The following is a 20,151-nucleotide window of genomic DNA, read 5'->3' as shown; positions in this document are numbered from 1 at the left end:
CTAAAGCCCTAAACCCCCTCCAAAACCATCTCCAAAAACGTACCCACCACCCGCCGCGTCCTCTGCTCACTCAAACAAACCAGCGTCTCAGTCAAATGCCGCCGACAATCCACAATCGGCAAAGCACAAACCCTCGCATCAGCCCCGAACTCCGCCGCCGAAACAACCCCAACGCCAATCCCCACCACAACCGCCTCCCGCGCCGCCTCCCGCCCCTCGACCTGGATCGCCGGCCGAATCCGCAACCCGGCCCGCTGCATCTCCTCCTCCAGCGTCTGCCGCGTCACCGACCCCGGCTCACGCAGCACCAACGGCGTGTCGTCCAGGTCCGCCAGGCTGATCTGGCCCCGGCTGGCCCACGGATGGTTGTGCGAGACAAACGCCACCATCGGGTCACGCCGCATCGGCACGCAGAACAACCGCTCATCATCGACATCGCGCCCGAGCAGGGCCAGGTCCGCCTGGTAGCTGAACAGCCGGGCCAGCGACTCGTCGGTGTTGCCGGTCTCGATCTTCACCTGGATCCCCGGATAGCGCTGGCAGAACCGGGCGATCTGCGGCAGCACGTGCACCGGGGCGTCCACCGCCAGGGTCAGGCTGCCCGTGTGCAGGGCGCGGGAGTCCTGCAGCAGCTCCACGGCCTCGGCCTCGCAGGCGAACAGGCGCTGGGTCACGCCCAGCAGGCGCTCGCCCAGGTCGGTGAGCTGTACCGAGCGCTTGTTGCGCTGGAACAGCAGCACGCCGAAGCGCTCCTCGAGCTTGCGTACCTGGTCGGAGACCGCCGGCTGGGTCAAAAACAGCTTTTGCGCCGCACGGGTGAAGCTGCCCTGTTCGGCGACTGCATGAAAGGCCTTGAGTTGAGCATGGGAGACCGACATCGAACACTCCGCTTACAAGCTGGGCTTATGTGTGAAATACGATAAATCGATTTTATTTATCAGTCAGCAGCTGTTTCCATGTGTTTCAACCCGACCACGCTGCCACGAGCGGCGCCATGTCGGCCATGGCGACACCACCGCCATCTGACCAGGTGACGTCCCTCCGTCACGCAGTGCGCAACACAACAACAAGACAGGCGTTTCTTCACATTCTGCCGGCACACTCAAGCAAGAGGTCAGAGTCAATGAACCAATCCCTGGGCGCCATCAAGCGCTGGCGCGTGCAGATCTTCGCGATCACCTGGCTGGCCTACGCCGCCTTCTACTTCACCCGCAAGGCCTTCTCGGTGGCCAAGCTCGGCATCGGCGAGGATCCGAATTTCATGCTCGACAAGGCCGCCATGGCCAACCTCGATGCGATCTACCTGGCCGCCTACGCCGTGGGCCAGTTCACCTGGGGCATGCTCGCCGACCGCTTCGGCCCCCGCGTGGTGGTGCTGGGCGGGCTGTTGATCTCGGCGGCGGCCGCGGTGGTGATGGGTAGCTACGCGACCTTCCCGATCTTTGCTACCTGCATGCTGATTCAGGGGCTGGCGCAGTCCACCGGCTGGGCGGGGCTGTGCAAGAACATCGGCAGTTTCTTCCCGGCCTCCCAGCGCGGACGGGTGCTGGGACTGTGGAGTTCGTGCTACGCCTTCGGCGGCCTGGTGGCCTCGCCGTTCGCCGGCTGGTGGGCCTACACCCTGGTCGGCACCTGGCATGCGGCGTTCTTTTCCAGCGCCGTGGTGGTGGCCGCAGTAGCGGTGCTGTTCTTCATCTTCCAGCGCAACAAGCCCGAGGACGTCGGCTTGCCGGCGGTGGAGCCCGAGCCGCAGAGCATGGCGCCGGGGGCGAACCTGTGCAGTGTCTGGGCGCCGTTGCGCGAGATCCTGCGCAACCGCACGGTGCTGACCCTGGGCCTGGCCTATTTCATGTTGAAACCGGCGCGCTACGCCATCCTGCTGTGGGGCCCGGTGATCGTCTTCGAGCAGATGCCCTCGGTGGGCAAGGTCGGCGCGGCGATCATCCCCACGGCCTTCGAACTGGCCGGGCTGCTCGGGCCGATCCTCATCGGCCTGGCCTCGGACAAGCTGTTCGGCGCCCGGCGCATGCCGGCCTGCGTGATCAGCCTGGTGCTGCTGACCCTGACCCTGGCCGGCTTCATGGCGGCGATGCACAGCGGCAGCGTGCTGCTGGTGGTGGCCCTGCTGTTCGTGATGGGCCTGACCCTGTACGGCCCGGACTCGATGATCAGCGGCGCCGCGGCCATCGACTTCGGCACGGCCAAGGCCGGCGCCACCGCGGCCGGTTTCGTCAACGGCTGCGGCTCGGTGGGTGCGGTGCTCGGCGGCCTGCTGCCCGGCTACTTCGACAGCGTCACGGTGTTCATCGTCTTCGCCGGCACCGCGCTGTTCTCCGCCCTGGTGCTGCTGCCGCACTGGAACAGCCGACCAGCGACCGCCGTGCAGGCCAATGACGTGGCACCCAACTCCAGCATGGCGATCAAGCCACTGCGTACTTAAAGGAAAGCGAGTAGATGAGACCCTTCTGGCTGCAACAGGCCCTGGACCAGGAAGACGAGGCGCTGTGCCCGCCGCTTGCCGGCGATGTGCGCTGCGACGTGTGCATCGTCGGTGGTGGCTACACCGGCCTGTGGACCGCGCTGATGATCAAGGAACAGGCGCCGCAGCTGGAAGTGCTGCTGCTCGAGGCGGATATCTGCGGCGCCGGGGCCAGCGGGCGCAACGGAGGTTGCGCGCTGTCCTGGTCGGCCAAGTACTTCACCCTCGAGCGCTTGTTCGGGGTGGCCGAGGCGGTGCGCCTGGTGCGTGAGTCCGAACGCAGCATCGGCGCCATCGGCGAGTTCTGCGTGGCCAACGGCATCCGCTGCGACTACCGCATGGACGGCACGCTCTACACCGCCACCAACCAGGCCCAGCTCGGTGGCACCGATGCGGTGATCGCCGCGCTGGAGCAGCAGGGCATCAATTCGTTCCAGCGCCTGGCGCTGGAGCAGGTGCAGCGCCTGGCCGGCTCCGAGCGGCACCTGGAGGGCTGGTACTCGCCGGCCGCGGCCACGGTGCAGCCGGGACGGCTGGTGCGCGGCCTGCGCCGGGTGGCCTTGCAGCGCGGCGTGCGCATCCACGAGGGCACGGCGATGACCGGCCTGGAACACGGCGCGCCGGTGCAGGTGCGCACCCGCGCCGGCACCGTTCGCGCCGACCGCGTGGTGCTGGGCCTCAATGCCTGGATGGCGCGGGCCTTCCCGCAGTTCGAACGCAGCGTGGCGATCGTTTCCAGCGACATGGTGATCACCGAGCCGTGCCCCGAACTGTTGCGCCGGATCGGACTGGACAGCGGCGTCAGTGTGCTCGACTCGCGGATCTTCGTGCACTACTACCACAATACCTCCGATGGCCGGCTGATGCTCGGCAAGGGCGGCAATACCTTCGCCTACGGCGGGCGCATGCTGCCGGTGTTCGACCAGCCGTCGCCGTACCAGCCGTTGCTGCGCGAAAGCCTGGGCGAGTTCTTCCCGGCGCTGGCCGAGGTGCCGCTGGCGGCGAGCTGGAACGGGCCGTCGGACCGTTCGGTGACCGGGCTGCCGTTCTTCGGTCGGCTCGATGGGCAGGGCAATGTGTTCTATGGCTTCGGTTACTCCGGCAGTGGTGTGGGTCCGTGCCACATGGGCGGGCAGATCCTGTCGTCGCTGGCACTGGGGCAGGACAACGCCTGGACCCGCTCGCCGCTGGTCAAGGGGCCGCTGGGGCAGTTTCCGCCGGAGCCGGTGCGCTACCTGGGGTCGTTGCTGGTACGCAATGCCATCCGCCGCAAGGAGCGCGCCGAGGACCGTGGCGTGCGACCGCGGCGGCTGGATGTGCGCCTGGCGAAGTTCGCGGCGGCAGCGGGGAAGGCGGACAAGGGCTGAAGCCGACGCGATTTCTTGTCGAACCCGGTGCGCAGGGCGTATAAACTCTCCCCACTTTAAGGCCGGTCGCTTCCTGAACCGGCCGCGGAAACAAAGAGAGTCGTTATGGGCGCACAGTGGAAAGCCAAACATAGAGAAACAGCGGCCAATGCCAAAGGCAAGATCATGGGCAAGCTGGCCAAGGAGATCCAGATCGCTGCCAAGTCGGGCGCCGACCCGGACATGAACCCGCGCCTGCGCCTGGCCATCGTCCAGGCCAAGAAAGCCTCGATGACCCGTGAGACCCTGGAGCGCGCGATCAAGAAAGGCGCGGGCCTGGACGGCGAGGCCGTGCAGTACCATGCCGTCAGCTACGAAGGCTTCGCCCCGCACCAGGTGCCGCTGATCGTCGAGTGTCTGACCGACAACATCAACCGCACCGTGGCCCAGATCCGCGTGCTGTTCCGCAAGGGCCAGCTGGGTGCCAGCGGTTCGGTGGCCTGGGACTTCAACCATGTCGGCCTGATCGAGGCCACCCCGGAAGGCGACGCCGACCCGGAAATGGCGGCCATCGAAGCCGGTGCCCAGGACTTCGAGGACGGCGAGGAAGAGGGATCGACCCTGTTCATCACCGACACCACCGACCTGGACGCCGTGCAGAAGGCCCTGCCGGAGCATGGCTTCACCGTCACCTCGGCCAAGATCGGCTACACCCCGAAGAACCCGGTGAGCGCCGCCGGCCTGAGCGCCGAAGCGCTGGCCGAGGTCGAGGCCTTCCTCGAAGCGATCGACGAGAACGAAGACGTGCAGAACGTCTATGTCGGCCTGACCGACTGATCCGCGCGTCATCCTCGCGGGGCAAGCCAACTCCCAGAGCATCTGTGGGAGCGGGCTTGCCCCGCGATCATTTCCGGACCCGTGCCATGCACCCCACCTTCGCCTCCCTCAGCCTCGCCCACCTGCGCACCCTCGACTGCCTCCTGCAGTTGAAGAACCTCAGCCACGCCGCCGAGCGCCTGGGCTGTAGCCAATCGGCCCTGAGCCGCCAGCTGGCCAGCCTGCGCGAGGCCTTCGACGACCCGCTGCTGGTGCGCCAGGGCCGTGGCTATGTGCTCAGCGAGCACGCCGAGGCGCTGGTCGAACCGTTGCGCCAGGTGCTGGAGGAACTCAACGCCCTGCGCCAGCCCGCGGCGTTCGACCCGGCGCGCTGCGAGCGGCGCTTTTGCCTGGCCGCCTCCGACTACGTGGCCGAACACATGCTGCCGCAGTTGGTGAAGGTGCTGGAGCAGGAGGCGCCGGGGGTGTCGCTGGAGTACCGCACCTGGCAGGCCGGGCAGTACGCCTTGCTCGCCAGCGGCGAGATCGACCTGGCCACCACGCTGTTCGACGAGTCGCCGCCCAACCTGCATGGCCGGTTGCTGGGCGAGGACCGGGCGGTGTGCCTGATGCGCCATGATCATCCGCTGAGCGCCCGCGCCGAGTTGAGCCAGGACGACTACCTGGCTTTCAAGCATGTGCGGGTGTCAGGGGGCGGTGACAAGGACAGCTTCATCGACCGTCATCTGCGCGCCCAGGGGCTGCAGCGGCGCATCAGCCTGGAGGTGCCGTTCTTCAGCGCCATGGTCCAGGTGCTTGGTAATGGCCAGGCCCTGGCCACGGTGCCCGAGCACATCGCCCGGCAACTGGCCCGGCTGCACGGCCTCAGTTGGCGGCCGATGGGCTTCATCGACCACACCCAGCGCTACTGGGTGGTGTGGCACCAGCGCCTGCAGGCCTCGGCCGAGCACCGCTGGTTGCGCAACCGGGTGTTCGAGGTGTGGCGCCAGTCGCAGTTCGGCGTGCAGGGTGGGCATGCGCCTTCGCCATAGCAGCTATGCGCGAAGCGGGGTTATTCGCAGGCCGGCAGGCGCCTAGACTGCGGGCATTGTGTTGCCTGTGCCGGCCCTTTCGCGGGGCAAGCCCGCTCCCACAGGATTGCGCGGTCCCTGTAGGAGCGGGCTTGCCCCGCGAAAGGGCCGGAACAGGCAGCGGACACCTCTCAGGAGAACGCGCATGACCCCAGAAGAGTTTCGCCAGTACGGTCACCAACTGATCGACCTGATCGCCGACTACCGCCAGACCGTCGGCGAGCGTCCGGTCATGGCCCAGGTCCAGCCGGGCTACCTCAAGGCCGCCTTGCCTCAGGGCGCGCCGCAGCAGGGCGAGCCGTTCGAAGCCATCCTCGCCGACGTCGACAAGCTGGTGATGCCGGGCCTGTCCCACTGGCAGCACCCGGACTTCTACGGCTACTTCCCCTCCAACGGCACCCTGTCATCGGTGCTCGGCGACTTCCTCAGCACCGGCCTGGGCGTGCTCGGCCTGTCCTGGCAGTCCAGCCCGGCCCTGAGCGAGCTGGAGGAAACCACCCTCGACTGGCTGCGTCAGCTGCTGGGCCTGAGCGGGCAGTGGAGCGGGGTGATCCAGGACACCGCCTCGACCAGCACCCTGGTTGCGCTGATCAGCGCCCGCGAGCGCGCCACTGACCACGCCCAGGTGCACGGCGGCCTGCAGGCCCAGGCCAAACCGTTGATCGTCTATGTCAGCGCCCACGCCCACAGCTCGGTGGACAAGGCCGCGCTGCTGGCCGGTTTCGGCCGCGACAACATCCGCCTGATCCCCACCGACGCGCGCTACGCCATGCGTCCTGAGGCACTGCGCGAAGCCATCGAACAGGACCTGGCCGCCGGCAACCAGCCCTGCGCCGTGGTCGCCACCACCGGCACCACCACCACCACCGCGCTGGACCCGCTGCGCCCGATCGGCGAGATCGCCCAGGCCAACCAGCTGTGGCTGCACGTGGACTCGGCCATGGCCGGCTCGGCGATGATCCTCCCGGAATGCCGCTGGATGTGGGACGGCATCGAGCTGGCCGACTCGGTGGTGGTCAACGCCCACAAATGGCTGGGCGTGGCCTTCGACTGCTCGATCTACTACGTGCGCGATCCGCAGCACCTGATCCGGGTGATGAGCACCAACCCCAGCTACCTGCAGTCTGCGGTCGATGGCGAGGTGAAGAACCTGCGCGACTGGGGCATCCCCCTGGGCCGCCGGTTCCGGGCGCTGAAACTGTGGTTCATGCTGCGCAGCGAAGGGGTCGAAGCCCTGCAGCAACGCCTGCGCCGCGACCTGGAAAACGCCCGCTGGCTGGCCGCCCAAATCGAGTCGGCACCACAGTGGGAAGTACTGGCGCCGGTGCAGTTGCAGACCCTGTGCATCCGTCATCGCCAGGCGGGCCTCGAAGGCGAGGCGCTGGATGCCCACACCCGCGCCTGGGCCGAGCGCCTCAACGCCTCGGGCGATGCCTACGTGACCCCGGCGACCCTCGACGGGCGCTGGATGGTGCGGGTGTCGGTGGGGGCGCTGCCGACCGAGCGCGAACATGTCGAGCGACTGTGGACCCGGTTGCAGGCGGTGGTGGCCGAGTAACGCGGCAAACGCAAGCGCTGGACCCTGTCGCGGGGCAAGCCCGCTCCCACGTATTTGTGGGGGCGGGCTTGCCCCGCGATACGTTCAGCAAGGCTGACAGAGCGAGGCTATTACTCCCCAATAGCGCCTCTATTAGACCTCTGCCCAGGCTCGACTAGTCTTTCTGCTGGTTCCGCAAAAAGCCGGTGCACAGGCGTGCCCGGTCACAACTGATGAGGAGTGGCGCGCTTTCGGGCGCGTCTGTTCCAACACCTGGCAGCGAAAATACAAGAACGCCCGGAAATCTGAATTGAACCGACCCAAAAGGTAGAAGCAGATGGCGAACGAATCGAAATGCCCGTTCCATCAGACCGCCGGTGGCGGCACCAGCAACCGTGACTGGTGGCCTGACCAGCTCAACCTGAAGATCCTCCACCAGCACTCCAGCAAGTCCGACCCCATGGACCCGGACTTCGACTACGCCAAGGCGTTCAAGAGCCTCGACTTCCAGGCCCTGAAAAAAGACCTGACCGCCTTGATGACCGACTCCCAGGACTGGTGGCCGGCCGACTTCGGCCACTATGGCCCGTTGTTCATTCGCATGGCCTGGCACAGCGCCGGCACCTACCGTATCGGCGACGGCCGTGGCGGCGCAGGCTCCGGCCAGCAGCGCTTCGCCCCGCTCAACAGCTGGCCGGACAACGTCAGCCTGGACAAGGCCCGGCGCCTGCTGTGGCCGATCAAGCAGAAGTACGGCAACAAGATCTCCTGGGCCGACCTGATCGTGCTCACCGGCAACGTCGCCCTCGAATCCATGGGCTTCAAGACCTTCGGCTTCTCCGGTGGCCGCGCCGATGTGTGGGAGCCGGACGAAGACGTGTACTGGGGGTCGGAGAAGGTCTGGCTCGGCGGTGACACCCGCTACGGCAAGGACCAGGCCAAGGCCCAGCCACCCGGCCAGGGTGACCTGGTGGCCGAGCCCGCCAAGCATGGCGAAGAACAGAACCGCGACCTGTCGGCCGAGCGCAACCTGGAGAACCCGCTGGCCGCCGTGCAGATGGGCCTGATCTATGTGAACCCGGAAGGCCCGGAGGGCAACCCCGATCCGGTCGCCTCGGGCAAGGACATCCGCGAGACCTTCGGCCGCATGGCCATGAACGATGAAGAGACCGTGGCGCTGATCGCCGGTGGCCACGCCTTCGGCAAGACCCACGGTGCCGGCCCCGCCGACAATGTCGGCGCCGAGCCGGAAGCGGCGGGCCTGGAGCAGCAGGGCTTTGGCTGGCACAACAAATTCGGTACCGGCAAGGGCGGCGACACCATCACCAGCGGCCTGGAAGTGATCTGGACCTCGACCCCGACGAAGTGGAGCAATGAGTACCTCAACAACCTGTTCAACTTCGAGTGGGAGCTGACCAAGAGCCCGGCCGGTGCCCACCAGTGGCGGCCGAAGGATGGCAAGGGAGCAGGGACCGTGCCCGATGCCCATGACCCCGGCAAGAAGCACGCGCCATCGATGCTCACCTCCGACCTGGCGCTGCGTTTCGACCCCATCTACGAACCCATCGCCCGGCGCTTCAAGGACAACCCCGACCAGCTCGCCGACGCTTTCGCCCGCGCCTGGTACAAGCTGATCCACCGTGACATGGGCCCGCTGGCCCGCTACCTCGGGCCGGAAATGCCCAACGAGGAACTGCTGTGGCAGGACCCGCTGCCCAAGGCCGGCCCTCAGCCGAGCGATGCCGATATCACCGCGCTCAAGGCCAAGGTGCTGGCTTCGGGGCTGAGTGTTTCGGAACTGGTTTCCGCCGCCTGGGCCTCGGCCTCGACCTTCCGCGGTTCCGACAAGCGCGGTGGCGCCAACGGCGCGCGGTTGCGCCTGGCTCCGCAGAACGGCTGGACGGCGAACCAGGGCCTGGACAAGGTGCTGACGGCACTGGAGAAGATTCGCAGCGAGGGCGGTAACAAGATCTCCCTGGCCGACCTGATCGTGCTGGCCGGCAGCGCGGCGGTGGAGAAGGCCGCCAAGGATGCCGGGCACAACATCAGCGTGCCGTTCCATCCGGGGCGCGTGGATGCCTCGCAGGAGCAGACCGACGTCGAGTCGTTCGCCGTGCTCGAGCCGCTGGCCGACGGTTTCCGCAACTTCAGCAAGGCCCGCTACAGCGTCAAGGCCGAGAAGCTGCTGCTGGACAAGGCCCAGCTGCTGACCCTCACCGCGCCGGAGCTTACCGTGCTGATCGGCGGCCTGCGGGTGCTCGGCGCCAACCATGGCGGCAGCAAGGACGGCGTGTTCACCGACAAGGTCGGCGTGCTCAGCAACGACTTCTTCCGCAACCTGCTGGACATGGGCGTGGAGTGGAAGCCGACCTCGGCGGACAACGAGGCGTTCGAAGGCCGTGACCGCAAGACCGGCCAGCCGAAATGGACCGCCAGCCGGGTCGACCTGGTGTTCGGCTCCCATGCGCAGCTGCGTGCCCTGAGCGAGGTGTATGGCAGCAGCGATGCCAAGGACAAGTTCGTCAAGGACTTCGTGGCGGCGTGGGTGAAGGTCATGGAACTGGACAGGTTCGACCTGACCTGAGGAAAGGCGTGGGAGATGTTTGTGGGAGCGGGCTTGCCCCGCGATGAGGCCTGAACGGTTGATGGCCATCATCGCGGGGCAAGCCCGCTCCCACGAGAAGCCCCAGGGCTATCACCTACAGGTCTTGGGATACCCCAGGCTGGTCGCTGCCTGGAGTGCCCTCATGCAATGAAGCCTGCGAGGTCTCCGGCAAGGCCAACCCGCCCACCAACGCCAGCAAGGCAATCACCACCAGGTAGAAGGCCGGTGCCAGGCGGCTGCCGCTCTGTTCGATCAGCCAGGTCGCCACCAGCGGCGCGGTGCCGCCGAACAGGGTGTAGGCGACGTTGTAGGTGATCGCCGAGGCGGTGTAGCGGCTGCGGGTGGGGAAACATTCCGACAGCAGCGCGGCGGTGACCACGCCGCTCATCAGTGCGCCGATGGCCAGCAGGATCACCCCCAGCAAGGCTCCCGACAGCGAACCGGAACTGGCCAGCCAGTAGGCGGGGAACACCGCGAGCATCACCCACAGGCAGGTGAAGCCGATGGTCCGGCGCCGGCCGACACGGTCGCTGAAGGCCCCCGCCAGCGGGCAGCCGGCAGCGGCGAACAGCAGGGCCACGGTCGAGACCAGCAGCGCCTGGGCGCGGCTGAGGTGGCCGACCGTCTGCAGGTAGGTGGCGAAGTAGGTGGTGAACATGTAGAACGACAGCGCCGTCAGCGAGATGAACGCGCCGAGGTTGCGGATGGTGCGGCCGTGGTGGCGTAGGGTGTCGCCCAGCGGTGAGTGCGCGTGGGCCTTGCCTTCGGCCAGCGCCTGGCGAAACGCCGGGGTCTCCTCCATGCGCCAGCGCAGGTACAGGCCCACCAGGCCCAGGGGCGCGGCCACCAGGAACGGCACGCGCCAGCCCCAGGCATTCATCGCCTCGGGCGTGAGGCTGGCCTCCAGGCCGTAGGCGATGACCGCCGCGCAGGCGAAGGCGCTGAATGTCGAGACCGGCACGAAGCTGCCGTAGAACGCCCGCCGGCCCCGTGGCGCGTGCTCCATCAGGTAGGCGCAGGCGCCGGCATATTCGCCGCCCGCGGAAAACCCCTGCAGGCAGCGGGCGAGGGTGAGCAGCACCGGGGCCAGCACGCCGATGCTGGCGTAGGTCGGCAGCAGGCCGATCAGGGTGGTGGAACCGGCCATCAGTAGGATGGTCAGCGACAGGATGCGCTTGCGTCCGAGCCGGTCGCCCAGCGCGCCGAACACGATGCCACCCAGCGGGCGCAGGGCGAAGGCCACGGCGAACACGGCGAAGGTCTTGAGCAGGGCCACACCTGCGTCTTCGCTGGCGAAGAACTGGCTGGCGATCAGGGTGGCGAGAAAGCCGTAGACAGCGAAGTCGAACCATTCGACGAAGTTGCCGATGGCCGAGGCGGCGATCACCCGCCGCAAGGTGGCGGGTGGGACCTCATGGGGGATGGACATGGATGCTCTCCGTTGCTCTGGCAGCCTGGACGAATGCGACGCGCTCGGGGCGCGCCGTCGTTGTTCTGCGGCCAGTAGACAAGCGGCAGGGCGAGGAGGCTTTGTCGGGGGCGACCTCCGGTTATCCGTTAGCACCGCCCCCTCGACCTCATGGCCGCACAAACGATCTCGGCACGTGAGGCATCAGTACCAGGGGGGCGATCACCTCGACCTGGTCATTCTCGAACAAGCCTTCGGGCACGGGTGGATAGGTGGTCTGCCAGCATTGGCGCTCGACCAGTTGCGCCAGCTGTTTGAAGTCGGAGGTCACCGTCAGCGGGGGCAGCCGGCTTTGCAAGGCGGGGGAGCTGCGCATGGCCTTGCAGGCGGTGGTTCTGTGACACGGGAACGTCCTTGGTCGAGAGCTTCGGTACCTTCGTGTACCGGGTTGGAAAAACGCTAGTGTCCTGTCTCGGAAATACGTTCTCTTTTGGCAACGCCGGCCGGGCGCCCAAGACGCCGCCAAAAGAGAACGTATTTCCGAGACAGGACACTAGGCCCGCTGGATGAACGAGACCGGGGCGATGATCTTCAAGGAACAGGTTGCGGTCATTCCCGATCGCAACGTGCAGGTAGCGGCCAGGTGTGCGATGCGCGCAGGTCCTTGAGCGACTCGGGAACATCGATCGGCAGCTCGTCAGGACCGAGCAACCTCTCGATTTCACCAACGCTGCGCAGATACGGGTCGAGGTCGGTGCCCAGCCCGGCCTGGTGCGGGATCCACCAGGCGATGACCTGGGGCTGGCCCTGGTCATTCTCGGTCAGCAGGACCTTCCAGAACACCTCGGGCGTGGCGATGCCGTGGGACGTGACGAAGGCGTCGTTATCCAGCGCAGCGCCGGCATGACCGAACACCACGCCACCGATCACCGTCACCGGGTGCAGGTCGCGGTAGCACTCGGTGAGCAGCTCGGTCTGGTACCACGTGCGGCTGTTGTGCGAAGCCAGTTGCGGGACGATGTTGCTCATCAGGTTGGAGGCATCCATCGCCGCGCGGTCGTCGTCGAAATGATTGTTGGCCGCCAGGTGGCCGCGATGGTAGCCCTTGGGGATCGAATAGGCCTTGGCCGAGCGCTGGCCCTTGCAGCCTTCAGGCAGGCCGTGGTCGACACGGAAGTTGTCGATGCGCTGCAGGTGCCCCTGGTCTTGGCCGAGGGTGAACTGGAAACGATGCGGCTCGCCGCGCAGGCAGTCGTACCAGAGCTGGAAGCGGCCGTGGTCGAGCAGGGTGAGCGGCGTGGTGGCGGGTTCGGGCGCGGGCGGCGAGGGCAGGCGCGGGGCGCAGGAGGTCAGGCTGAGGGCCAGCAGCAGGAACAGCAAACGGCGCATGGCGCGTCTTCCTTGAGCAAAAGCGCGGGATCTTACAGCACTCTGCGAGGGCAGGCTTGCCTTGTGGGAACGGGCCTGTGTGGCGCTTGGGCTTGCCATGCGATGGCGCTGGGAGTGCCGCTCACGATCTTATCGCGGGGCAAGCCCGCTCCCACGAGTCGTTTATTGTTTCGGGAGGGTGCGGTGCGAACGGCCAACGCCATCTGGCTGTCAGGCCGGGCTGTCGATGCAGACGCGGTTGCGCCCCTTCTGTTTGGCCCGATACAACGCCCTGTCGGCATTGCTCAGTGCGTCGCTGGGCTCGCTGCCGTCGCCGGGGCTCCAGCTGGCTACGCCCAGTGAGATGGTGACGCCGCCAACAGGCGCGACAGGTGCGTGCTCGACGCTCAGGCGCAGGTGACCGGCGATGGCGGTTGCCACCTCCAGGCTCGCTCCCGGTAGCATCATCAGGAACTCTTCGCCGCCGGTGCGGCATAGCAGGTCACCCTCGCGACAGGTCCCACGCATCAGGCCTGCCAACTGTTGCAGGACCTGGTCGCCGATATCGTGGCCGTGGCTGTCGTTGATCCGCTTGAAGTGGTCGATGTCCAACACCACCACGGCAAAACCGCGCTTTTCGGCCTGCAGCAGGCGCAGTGCCTGTTGCAGGCCACGACGATTGACCAGCCCGGTCAGCGGGTCGGTCTGGGCATCACGATTGAGTCGGCCGATACGTTCCTGCAGCAGGTTGACGCCGAACAGCAGTGCGCGCTTGAGCTCGGCGGCCTCGGCATACCAGGCGCGGACCTGGTGGATACGTTCGCTGGTCTGCTGCTGGCCCATGCCCCGGGCGACGCTGGTCAGCTGTCGCAGCGGGTGGGCGATGACCTGTGTCAGCCAGTACAACAGCAGGCAGCCGAGCAGGGCCAACGGCGCGGAAATCGCCACCACATTGAGGACCAGCTGGCGCAGCGGAGCTACGGTCTGGCGCAACGGTTGCTGGGCGACGATGGTCCAGCCGGCGCTCGGCACCGTGGCGAAACCGGCGAGCATCTCGACGCCCTGGCTGTTGACCAGGCGCCGGGTGCCATGGTCGAGGTTCGGCAGGTCGTCCAGCAGTGCGTTGTCGCCGACCAGGGTGCCGACGCGTTTGCTGTCTGGGTGAAACAGCAGTCGGCGGTTGCGATCGACCACATAGAGGTAAGAGCCGTTCTGGTAGAAGTGCGTGCCCAGCAGGCTGTTGAGTAGGTTGCGCTCGCGCAGGTAGAGGCTGCCGCCGATGTAGCCGTGGTAGTTGCCGTTGGCGTCGAAGATCGGTTGTGAGAGCACCACCAGCAGGTTGTCGGCCGCCGACAGGAAAGGCGTGGAGATCAGCGTGTGGCGTGTGCGCAGTGCTTCCAGGGCGCCGGGTGAGGACGCCTGGGTCCCGGCCAGGTGCTGCAGCGGGGCGGGCGAGAGTGCGCGCAAGGTCCCCTTGGCGTCGATCCGCAAGGTGGAGTTGAACAGGTTGCCCTGCTGCTGCAAGCGGTCGATCTCAGCTTGCACCAGGCTGTCGTCGTCCGGGTGCAGGCCAGATTGCCTGGCGCTGTAGGCCAGTTGCTGCAGGGCGTTGCCCAGGGTGGTCTCGGTCACGGCGGCCAGCTTGGCGGCATAGGCCCGGTTGGCTTCCAGGGCGCTGTCTATCAGCAGTTGCCGTTGTACCCGGTAACTGGCGAAGTAGCTGGCCAGCAGCATGACCAGGGCCGTGGTGGCGCAAAGGGCGAGTATGAGGGTGCGCAGGTCGGGGCGCGGTCCGTGCGGGGTGAAATATCGCAATCCTTGGCCTCGTCGGATACAGCGGAAAACGCACCTTACGCGCTTGGCGCAAGGTGGACCATGCTTGAGCGCAATTGCAGGGTTGGAGCACAAGGGGGGCTCCGGTTTCCCACGGAACTCGCGGAATTATCCTTCCTTGTTATCCATGTTCAGGGCGCAGTCTGCTCCAGCGCCCGCAGGTCATCCTCGACCTGTTGCATGCGCTCCTGCACCAGTGCCTGGACCTTGGCGTCACTGGCGCTTTCGCGCATCAGCGTGGTGAGCTTCTCGCTCAGGCGCTTGCCTTCCTGACTCTGGCCCAGTTCCCTGGCCTTGGCCGGATCGCGGGTGGCCTGAGTGATGAGGTCGAACTCGGCATCGCTGAAGTGCTCCTCGCTGTACAACCTGAACAGGTCCTGGCGCTGGTCGTCGACGGTCAGGTGCTTGCGCAGCACGTCCTTGATCTTGTCCTCGGGCACCTGCGCATGGGTCATGGCCAAGAGCCCGGCCATGCGCTCGATGTTGTGGTCGTAGGCTTCCTGCAGGGGCAGGTTGGCGAGGATCTTTTCCTCGCGGCTGGGTTTCTGGTCGCAGGCGGCGAGGGCGCCGAGCAGCAACACGGGGAGCAGTAGACGAGGCAGGCGGGGCATGGCGGGGCCTTGGGCACGGTAAGGCCTGGAAGTGTACTGCAAACCCGTGGCGGAGGAATCAGCGTTGCAGTGGATTGCGCAGGCGCACCCATAGGATCGCCGGCAGGGCCATCAGCAGCCATTTCAGGTAGCGGTTCACTTCGTAGTGTTCGCAGGCGACGCCGATGAGGGTGCAGACCACCACCACGGCCACGAACTGGATCATTCTTTCCATCAGCAGGTTTCCATCATTGCAGGGGCCGGAAGGGCCGCGGGGCGCACTGTAGCAGGTGGCGCAGGCAGTGCAGGTCGGTGCCACACGGCGTAACACTTTTGCGCCGCCGTCGGGCGCCAGGTTGGCTATTGTGCGGCAATCCCGGCAGCCAAGGAAGGTAACCCCATGACCCTCTACAAAGGTGGCTGCCTGTGCGGCCGTATCCGTTTCGCCGCCAGCGGCGAGCCGCGTTTTCCGCATACCTGCTCGTGCGGGCAGTGCCAGCGACATTCCGGCAGCCTGACCCTGTGCTGGGTGGAGTTCGACAAGGCGGCGGTCGCCTGGACCGGGGAGGGTGGCTTGCCTGCGCTGTATCGCTCGTCCGAGGGCTCCTGCCGTGCGTTCTGTGCCACCTGCGGCAGTTCCCTCGGGGCCATTGACGATGCGCCGACGGTGGCCTTGCTGCTGGGCTGCTTCGATGCCAAGGGTGACCAGGCCCTGCGGCCGAGTTCGCATTCGTTTCGGGCTTGTCGGCCGCGTTGGTGGAAGGTTGGGTGATGGTTGGGGATTGGGGGGAGGCTGACAGGTGTTCGGCGAGGGCCTTGCAGCGCCTGTGAGATCGAGCGCCGCCCGCGCGGCGCATCGCGGATGAATCCGCTCCTACATTTGTTGCAACGTGCCGAACCTGTCAGGCCATGGTTGCCCGCCTTGGTGCATGGCTTGAGACCGGTGAGGCGGCATGGTGGAAGGTTGGATAAGGGGTATCATGCCCCCCACTTTTCCATGCCGTTCAAGGACGACCCGCATGCTGCAGCGTAACAAGATGGTGCCCGAACTGATTGTCAGCGACCTTGATCGCAGCCTGGATTTCTGGGTTTCGCTGCTGGGGTTCGAGATTGCCTATCAGCGCCCCGAACAGCGCTTCGCCTACCTCGACCTGCAGGGCGCGCAGGTCATGCTCGAGGAGTTCGACGCCGAGGATCACTGGCTTACCGGGGCCCTGGAAAAACCCTTGGGGCGCGGGATCAACCTGCAGATCGACGTCGGGGCGGTCGCGCCGCTGGTCGAGCGGCTCGAGCGCCATCGCTGGCCGCTGTTCCAGCCGTGCGAGGACGTCTGGTATCGCGCCGATGCGGTCGAGGTGGGGCTGCGTCAGTTTCTGGTCCAGGACCCGGATGGTTATCTGCTGAGGCTGGCGCAACGCATGGGCGAGCGTCCGGCACAGTCGAATCTGCGGTAGAGCCCGCGTCCTGCTCATTTGCGCTGTCGCGCAGGGAGCAGCGCTATCAGACCAACGTGGGAGCGGGCTTGCCCCGCGATCACCGGCGTCGCCGGTGCCATGCAGTTGCAAAACACTAGCGAATACCTGTGGGAGCCGGTTTGCCGGCGATGCTCTACCGTATCAGGCCCCATGCAGATCCCAGGGAGCTGTGAGAAAAATCCAATCACCAAACCTCGAAGCAATCACTTCAAAGCGTCTGGCGACAGACCTGCCAGCCAGACACGTATCCCACTGCTAGCTGAAATCCTCTCGTCTGATCGGTTTTTCCCGTCGCCCTGGCCGATCAGGCGCAGGTGGATTGCTCGGCAGCAGCACCAGCCCATCCAGCACTTTGTTCAGCAAGGCTTCGACCATCTCCAGCGACAATTGCGATCCCCCCAGCAAGCGCCGGGCATCGCCCTGCACGTCTTCACGGGCGAGGGTGGTGGCCTGGTAGGCCTGTTGCACGAGTTGAATGGCGTGGACCAGCGCATCCTCGGCGAAGACACCGGGACGGACAGTGAAGAGCGGGGCGTGATGGTTGTTGCAGGTGCCGAAGGTGTAGTGGGCGCAGCAGGGTGGGTCGGGTATTCCCTTGGTCATGGCGGAACTCCTTTTGCGGTGGAGCTGCCAACCATCGCCGCGAAACGATTAGGGTGGCAGCTGTACGCGGGTTCGCGGACCGAGGCAAAAGGAACCCGGCAGACCCGAAGGTCTCCCACGCACAGCCGCCATTGCACAAAACGCGGGCACAAAAAAAGCGCCTGCGATTGTGGTGGAGGGGCGCTGAGCGCCTTTTGCATTGCGGGCCGCGACGCCCGGTCGCTGGATTGACAGCGGCATCCTCCATATTACTTGGGTGAACAAGATGGTTCAAGGTTTTGTTAACGCCTGTAGAGAAAACACCTCTCAGATATGGCGTAAAAATCAGCATGATGGCACACTGCTATTTTCGTCATTGAGAATGAACAGCCAAGCCTGCCGATGTAGTAGTTGTATTGGGTGTTTGTGATCTACTAGCTAGGGTTGAACTAAGAATGAAACTTGAGTCTAAAGACCCCATAATCAGAACGATTATTTCTCAGGTGGAAGAGAGCGAGATAGATTTAGAGCCGGACTTTCAGCGTGGTGAGGTCTGGAATGTTCAAAAAAAACAGATGCTAATTGATACTATATTACGCAATTGGCAAATGCCGCCGGTCTTTGTGGTTTCGAGTGGGGATGAACTGCAGAAGGCGGTTCTTGACGGTCATCAGCGTCTGACTTCTGTAATGGATTTTTATAATAATAAGTTTAGAATAGATGGCGAGATTCAACCGGCTAATGATGAAATAGAAGGGCTTCATGGATTGCTTTATAGAGACCTTCCTGAGCAGGTTAAAAAGAGATTTCAGAATTATTCGATTCGAATGTTTGATATAACAGATTATAATGAGTCGGAGCCATTTGAACTGTTTTTCAGGCTAAATCAAAGTGTGAAGCTCACTTCTGCGGAAAGAAGAAATACATTCTATGGTCGAGTGAGGGAGCAGGTAAAGAAACTTGTTCATTACATGGAAGGTTTGGGGTATGGTCGAGATACTATTGGCTTTTCAAATACACGGCTGTCATATCATGATGTAATAGTGCGTGTTCTGCTCGCATTAGAGGCAAAGTCATTGATGAGGAAAATGACTGACGCTGAAATCACCGATCGTTACAGGTCGCATGTTGCGTTTGATTCCACTCTTGAATCACGTCTGGGGCGCTCGCTAGAGCTTCTGATGGGCGCTATCGAAAATGTGGGGAAATTTAAGTTTAGCAAGCCATCCCTGTTTTCAGTTTTAGAATTCCTATCGGAAATGTCAAGCTCGCTTGAGCTTGAACAGGTGGAGATATTCTTGCTTAGCTATAAAGATGCAATGTGGCTAAGAGATCAAATCATGAGTACTTCCTCGGTTCTTGATACTTGGCTTGTTAAAGAGTATTCCTACAGGCTTAGTACAAGTGTTAATGACTCGAAGTCTTTAATAGTTAGGAGGTTCTTCTTATACTATGTTGCTTTCAAAGCTCGTATTTTAAATGACTCTGATTTTGGCCGTGTCGATGACACCGTCGCCGAGCTGTCTTTGAGGCTGAAGGAACTGCAGACAGAAGAGGCCTATGAAATACTTGTGCTCCATGGATGGGGGGAGATAGTATGAAGGCAGCTGCTCTTTCGGATCTTCGAAGGAAGATAAAATTTACTAGGCCCCAAAAAGGTGTTACTCAAATTTCCTCGCCTAGTGATCAGGTTTTTGATCTTGCGCTGATTAATACATTCTGCGGGTTAAATGGAGCAGGGAAGACTCGGCTCCTTAAGCGCTTCGCGCTTGAGGAAGAATCGCATTCTTCTGCTGATATGGTTATTGCTAGGTCTGATAGCTTTCCGATTTATCTAAGTCCTGCGGAAATGGTATCGAATAGTATAAGGAAAACGGTTCAGCTCAAAGCTCAGGGCGGGTTTGAAGAGCTTGTCCAGGCTTATGAGTCTTTTGATTTTAACTCGGTGCTACTCGATCGTGTAAACTATCTCATACACTCTGACTATGATCGAGTGTCGGTGTTTACAATTGAATCGATAGAGGGGCAGTATGCGGAGGAAGCTAGCAGTTTTCAGTATTGCATTGCTGAAAGAAAGGGAGCAGTACGAGATACATTGTCCCTATCTCATGGGGAGATTTATGCCATACTGTTAGTGTGGATGATGGAGGCCGTAGAGGGATTTAATGTCGTTCTCCTTGATGAGCCTGAGACTTTTTTGAGTCCATTGGCACAGACGAGGCTTTCACATGTGCTTATGGATTGTGCAGCAGGTTCGCGACATCGGACGATCCAGTTTCTGGCAGCAACACATTCGCCGTATATACTTGATGCAATTGGTTATGAATATTCGTTCTGTGTAAGCAAGATTGCTAATGATCTGGTCGTTGAGCGAGGTGATAGATCAATTTTGAACTATATTGGTATTGCGCCAAGATGGGCTAAAATACTTCTTGTTGAGGATGCCAAGGCTAAGTTTGTTTTGGAGTCAATTTTGGAAGAGATGGCCCCAGGTTGGCGCCATGACTTTCTCGTGTTTTCTTGCGAAAATGGAGAGTCTGACTTGGGGGAGGTACACGCCAGGGTAAGTGGTATAGATGAAAATAAAATATGGTTGGTTTATGATGCAGATGTGGTGAAAAAAGGAAAGGTTTTTAGTGAGGTTGAAAAGGCTTATTCTTTTCTTCTGCCTGGGGAAGACTCCCCTGAAGAGGAGTTGATCACCGCTGTTAATAACAATATTTCTGAGTTTTTGGGCTGCTTCCCTGCGTCTAATCGAATCAAAATCTCCAGGGCGTTAGAAGCGGTAAGGGGTTTGGATCATCATGATTACTTTGTAGAGTTGGCTAGGAAGGCTGGACTTAAAGAGTACAATGTCCTTGTTGGGGCTTTCCAAGTATGGTTTGGGGTAAATGCTCAGGCGTGTGAATCGTTGGTTACTCGTTTGACTGCTTGACCTGGTAGCGTGTGTCTGGCAGGTTCGACTGTTCATGAGTTCAATCTCTTTCAAGGCTGTAGGGGCGTGAACTGGTTATTAAAGGC

At 63.1% G+C, this 20,151-nt stretch carries 18 protein-coding genes; 10 read left to right on the top strand and 8 right to left on the bottom strand.

Annotated elements, in window-relative coordinates; all coding sequences use genetic code 11:
* Positions 1-8: 8 nt before the first annotated feature.
* Complete coding sequence (locus tag VUG52_RS16080; protein WP_050705914.1) at positions 9-878, bottom strand: LysR substrate-binding domain-containing protein; 870 nt, start codon at positions 876-878, stop codon at positions 9-11.
* 245 nt (positions 879-1,123) lie between these two features.
* On the opposite strand from VUG52_RS16080, the gene VUG52_RS16075 reads away from it, so the two are divergent.
* The 6 genes from VUG52_RS16075 (at position 1,124) to katG (ending at position 9,853) form a co-directional block, all read left to right on the top strand.
* The gene (locus VUG52_RS16075) at positions 1,124-2,440 is read left to right on the top strand and encodes an MFS transporter (protein WP_050705913.1); all 1,317 of its coding nucleotides are present in this window, start codon (positions 1,124-1,126) and stop codon (positions 2,438-2,440) included.
* A gap of 14 nt (positions 2,441-2,454) precedes the next feature.
* A complete protein-coding gene (locus VUG52_RS16070) occupies positions 2,455-3,846 on the top strand; it encodes an FAD-dependent oxidoreductase (RefSeq protein ID WP_050705912.1) in 1,392 nt (463 codons plus the stop codon).
* Positions 3,847-3,951: 105 nt separating this feature from the next.
* Positions 3,952-4,662 carry a YebC/PmpR family DNA-binding transcriptional regulator gene (locus tag VUG52_RS16065; RefSeq protein WP_028688730.1) on the top strand — a complete coding sequence of 237 codons (711 nt, stop codon included), beginning with the start codon at positions 3,952-3,954 and terminating at the stop codon, positions 4,660-4,662.
* A gap of 86 nt (positions 4,663-4,748) precedes the next feature.
* Positions 4,749-5,693 carry a LysR family transcriptional regulator gene (locus VUG52_RS16060; RefSeq protein ID WP_050705911.1) on the top strand — a complete coding sequence of 315 codons (945 nt, stop codon included), beginning with the start codon at positions 4,749-4,751 and terminating at the stop codon, positions 5,691-5,693.
* A 184-nt stretch (positions 5,694-5,877) separates the two neighbouring features.
* Positions 5,878-7,290 (top strand): DOPA decarboxylase, encoded by a 1,413-nt coding sequence (locus tag VUG52_RS16055; RefSeq protein ID WP_050705910.1) that lies wholly within the window; start codon positions 5,878-5,880, stop codon positions 7,288-7,290.
* A gap of 316 nt (positions 7,291-7,606) precedes the next feature.
* Entirely contained in the window at positions 7,607-9,853 is a 2,247-nt protein-coding gene (gene katG, locus VUG52_RS16050; protein WP_331831752.1) for a catalase/peroxidase HPI, read from the top strand.
* Positions 9,854-9,968: 115 nt separating this feature from the next.
* On the opposite strand, the gene VUG52_RS16045 is transcribed toward katG, so the two are convergent.
* From VUG52_RS16045 to VUG52_RS16020, 6 genes are all read right to left on the bottom strand, one after another.
* Positions 9,969-11,303, bottom strand: a complete 1,335-nt coding sequence (locus VUG52_RS16045; RefSeq protein WP_331831751.1) for an MFS transporter — start codon at positions 11,301-11,303, stop codon at positions 9,969-9,971.
* Between the two features lie 148 nt (positions 11,304-11,451).
* A complete protein-coding gene (locus VUG52_RS16040) occupies positions 11,452-11,658 on the bottom strand; it encodes a hypothetical protein (RefSeq protein ID WP_050705907.1) in 207 nt (68 codons plus the stop codon).
* Between the two features lie 233 nt (positions 11,659-11,891).
* A complete protein-coding gene (locus VUG52_RS16035; RefSeq protein WP_262952813.1) occupies positions 11,892-12,671 on the bottom strand; it encodes a DNA/RNA non-specific endonuclease in 780 nt (259 codons plus the stop codon).
* Between the two features lie 210 nt (positions 12,672-12,881).
* Positions 12,882-14,384: a sensor domain-containing diguanylate cyclase gene (locus VUG52_RS16030; protein WP_262952818.1), complete on the bottom strand. Its 1,503-nt coding sequence runs from the start codon at positions 14,382-14,384 to the stop codon at positions 12,882-12,884.
* 230 nt (positions 14,385-14,614) lie between these two features.
* A complete protein-coding gene (locus VUG52_RS16025) occupies positions 14,615-15,094 on the bottom strand; it encodes a hypothetical protein (RefSeq protein WP_050705905.1) in 480 nt (159 codons plus the stop codon).
* Between the two features lie 58 nt (positions 15,095-15,152).
* On the bottom strand, positions 15,153-15,308 hold the full coding sequence (locus VUG52_RS16020) for a hypothetical protein (protein WP_155952705.1): 156 nt from the start codon (positions 15,306-15,308) through the stop codon (positions 15,153-15,155).
* A 165-nt stretch (positions 15,309-15,473) separates the two neighbouring features.
* On the opposite strand from VUG52_RS16020, the gene VUG52_RS16015 reads away from it, so the two are divergent.
* Positions 15,474-15,845 (top strand): GFA family protein, encoded by a 372-nt coding sequence (locus tag VUG52_RS16015; RefSeq protein WP_050705904.1) that lies wholly within the window; start codon positions 15,474-15,476, stop codon positions 15,843-15,845.
* Positions 15,846-16,092: 247 nt separating this feature from the next.
* Positions 16,093-16,527, top strand: a complete 435-nt coding sequence (locus tag VUG52_RS16010) for a bleomycin resistance protein (RefSeq protein WP_331831749.1) — start codon at positions 16,093-16,095, stop codon at positions 16,525-16,527.
* Between the two features lie 276 nt (positions 16,528-16,803).
* On the opposite strand, the gene VUG52_RS16005 is transcribed toward VUG52_RS16010, so the two are convergent.
* The gene (locus VUG52_RS16005; protein ID WP_331831748.1) at positions 16,804-17,151 is read right to left on the bottom strand and encodes a DUF6124 family protein; all 348 of its coding nucleotides are present in this window, start codon (positions 17,149-17,151) and stop codon (positions 16,804-16,806) included.
* 434 nt (positions 17,152-17,585) lie between these two features.
* On the opposite strand from VUG52_RS16005, the gene VUG52_RS16000 reads away from it, so the two are divergent.
* Both VUG52_RS16000 and VUG52_RS15995 read left to right on the top strand, forming a co-directional pair.
* On the top strand, positions 17,586-18,731 hold the full coding sequence (locus tag VUG52_RS16000; protein ID WP_331831747.1) for a DUF262 domain-containing protein: 1,146 nt from the start codon (positions 17,586-17,588) through the stop codon (positions 18,729-18,731).
* Positions 18,728-20,065, top strand: coding sequence for an AAA family ATPase (locus VUG52_RS15995; RefSeq protein WP_331831746.1), 1,338 nt, complete (start codon positions 18,728-18,730; stop codon positions 20,063-20,065). Before VUG52_RS16000 ends, VUG52_RS15995 begins: the two co-directional genes overlap by 4 nt.
* Positions 20,066-20,151 lie beyond the last annotated feature (86 nt).

Source organism: Pseudomonas sp. LH21 (genome assembly GCF_036549575.1).
Classification (GTDB): domain Bacteria; phylum Pseudomonadota; class Gammaproteobacteria; order Pseudomonadales; family Pseudomonadaceae; genus Aquipseudomonas; species Aquipseudomonas peradeniyensis.
The sequence above is the reverse complement of the archived record's forward strand: the minus strand, read 5'-3'. Positions and strand labels throughout refer to the sequence as shown.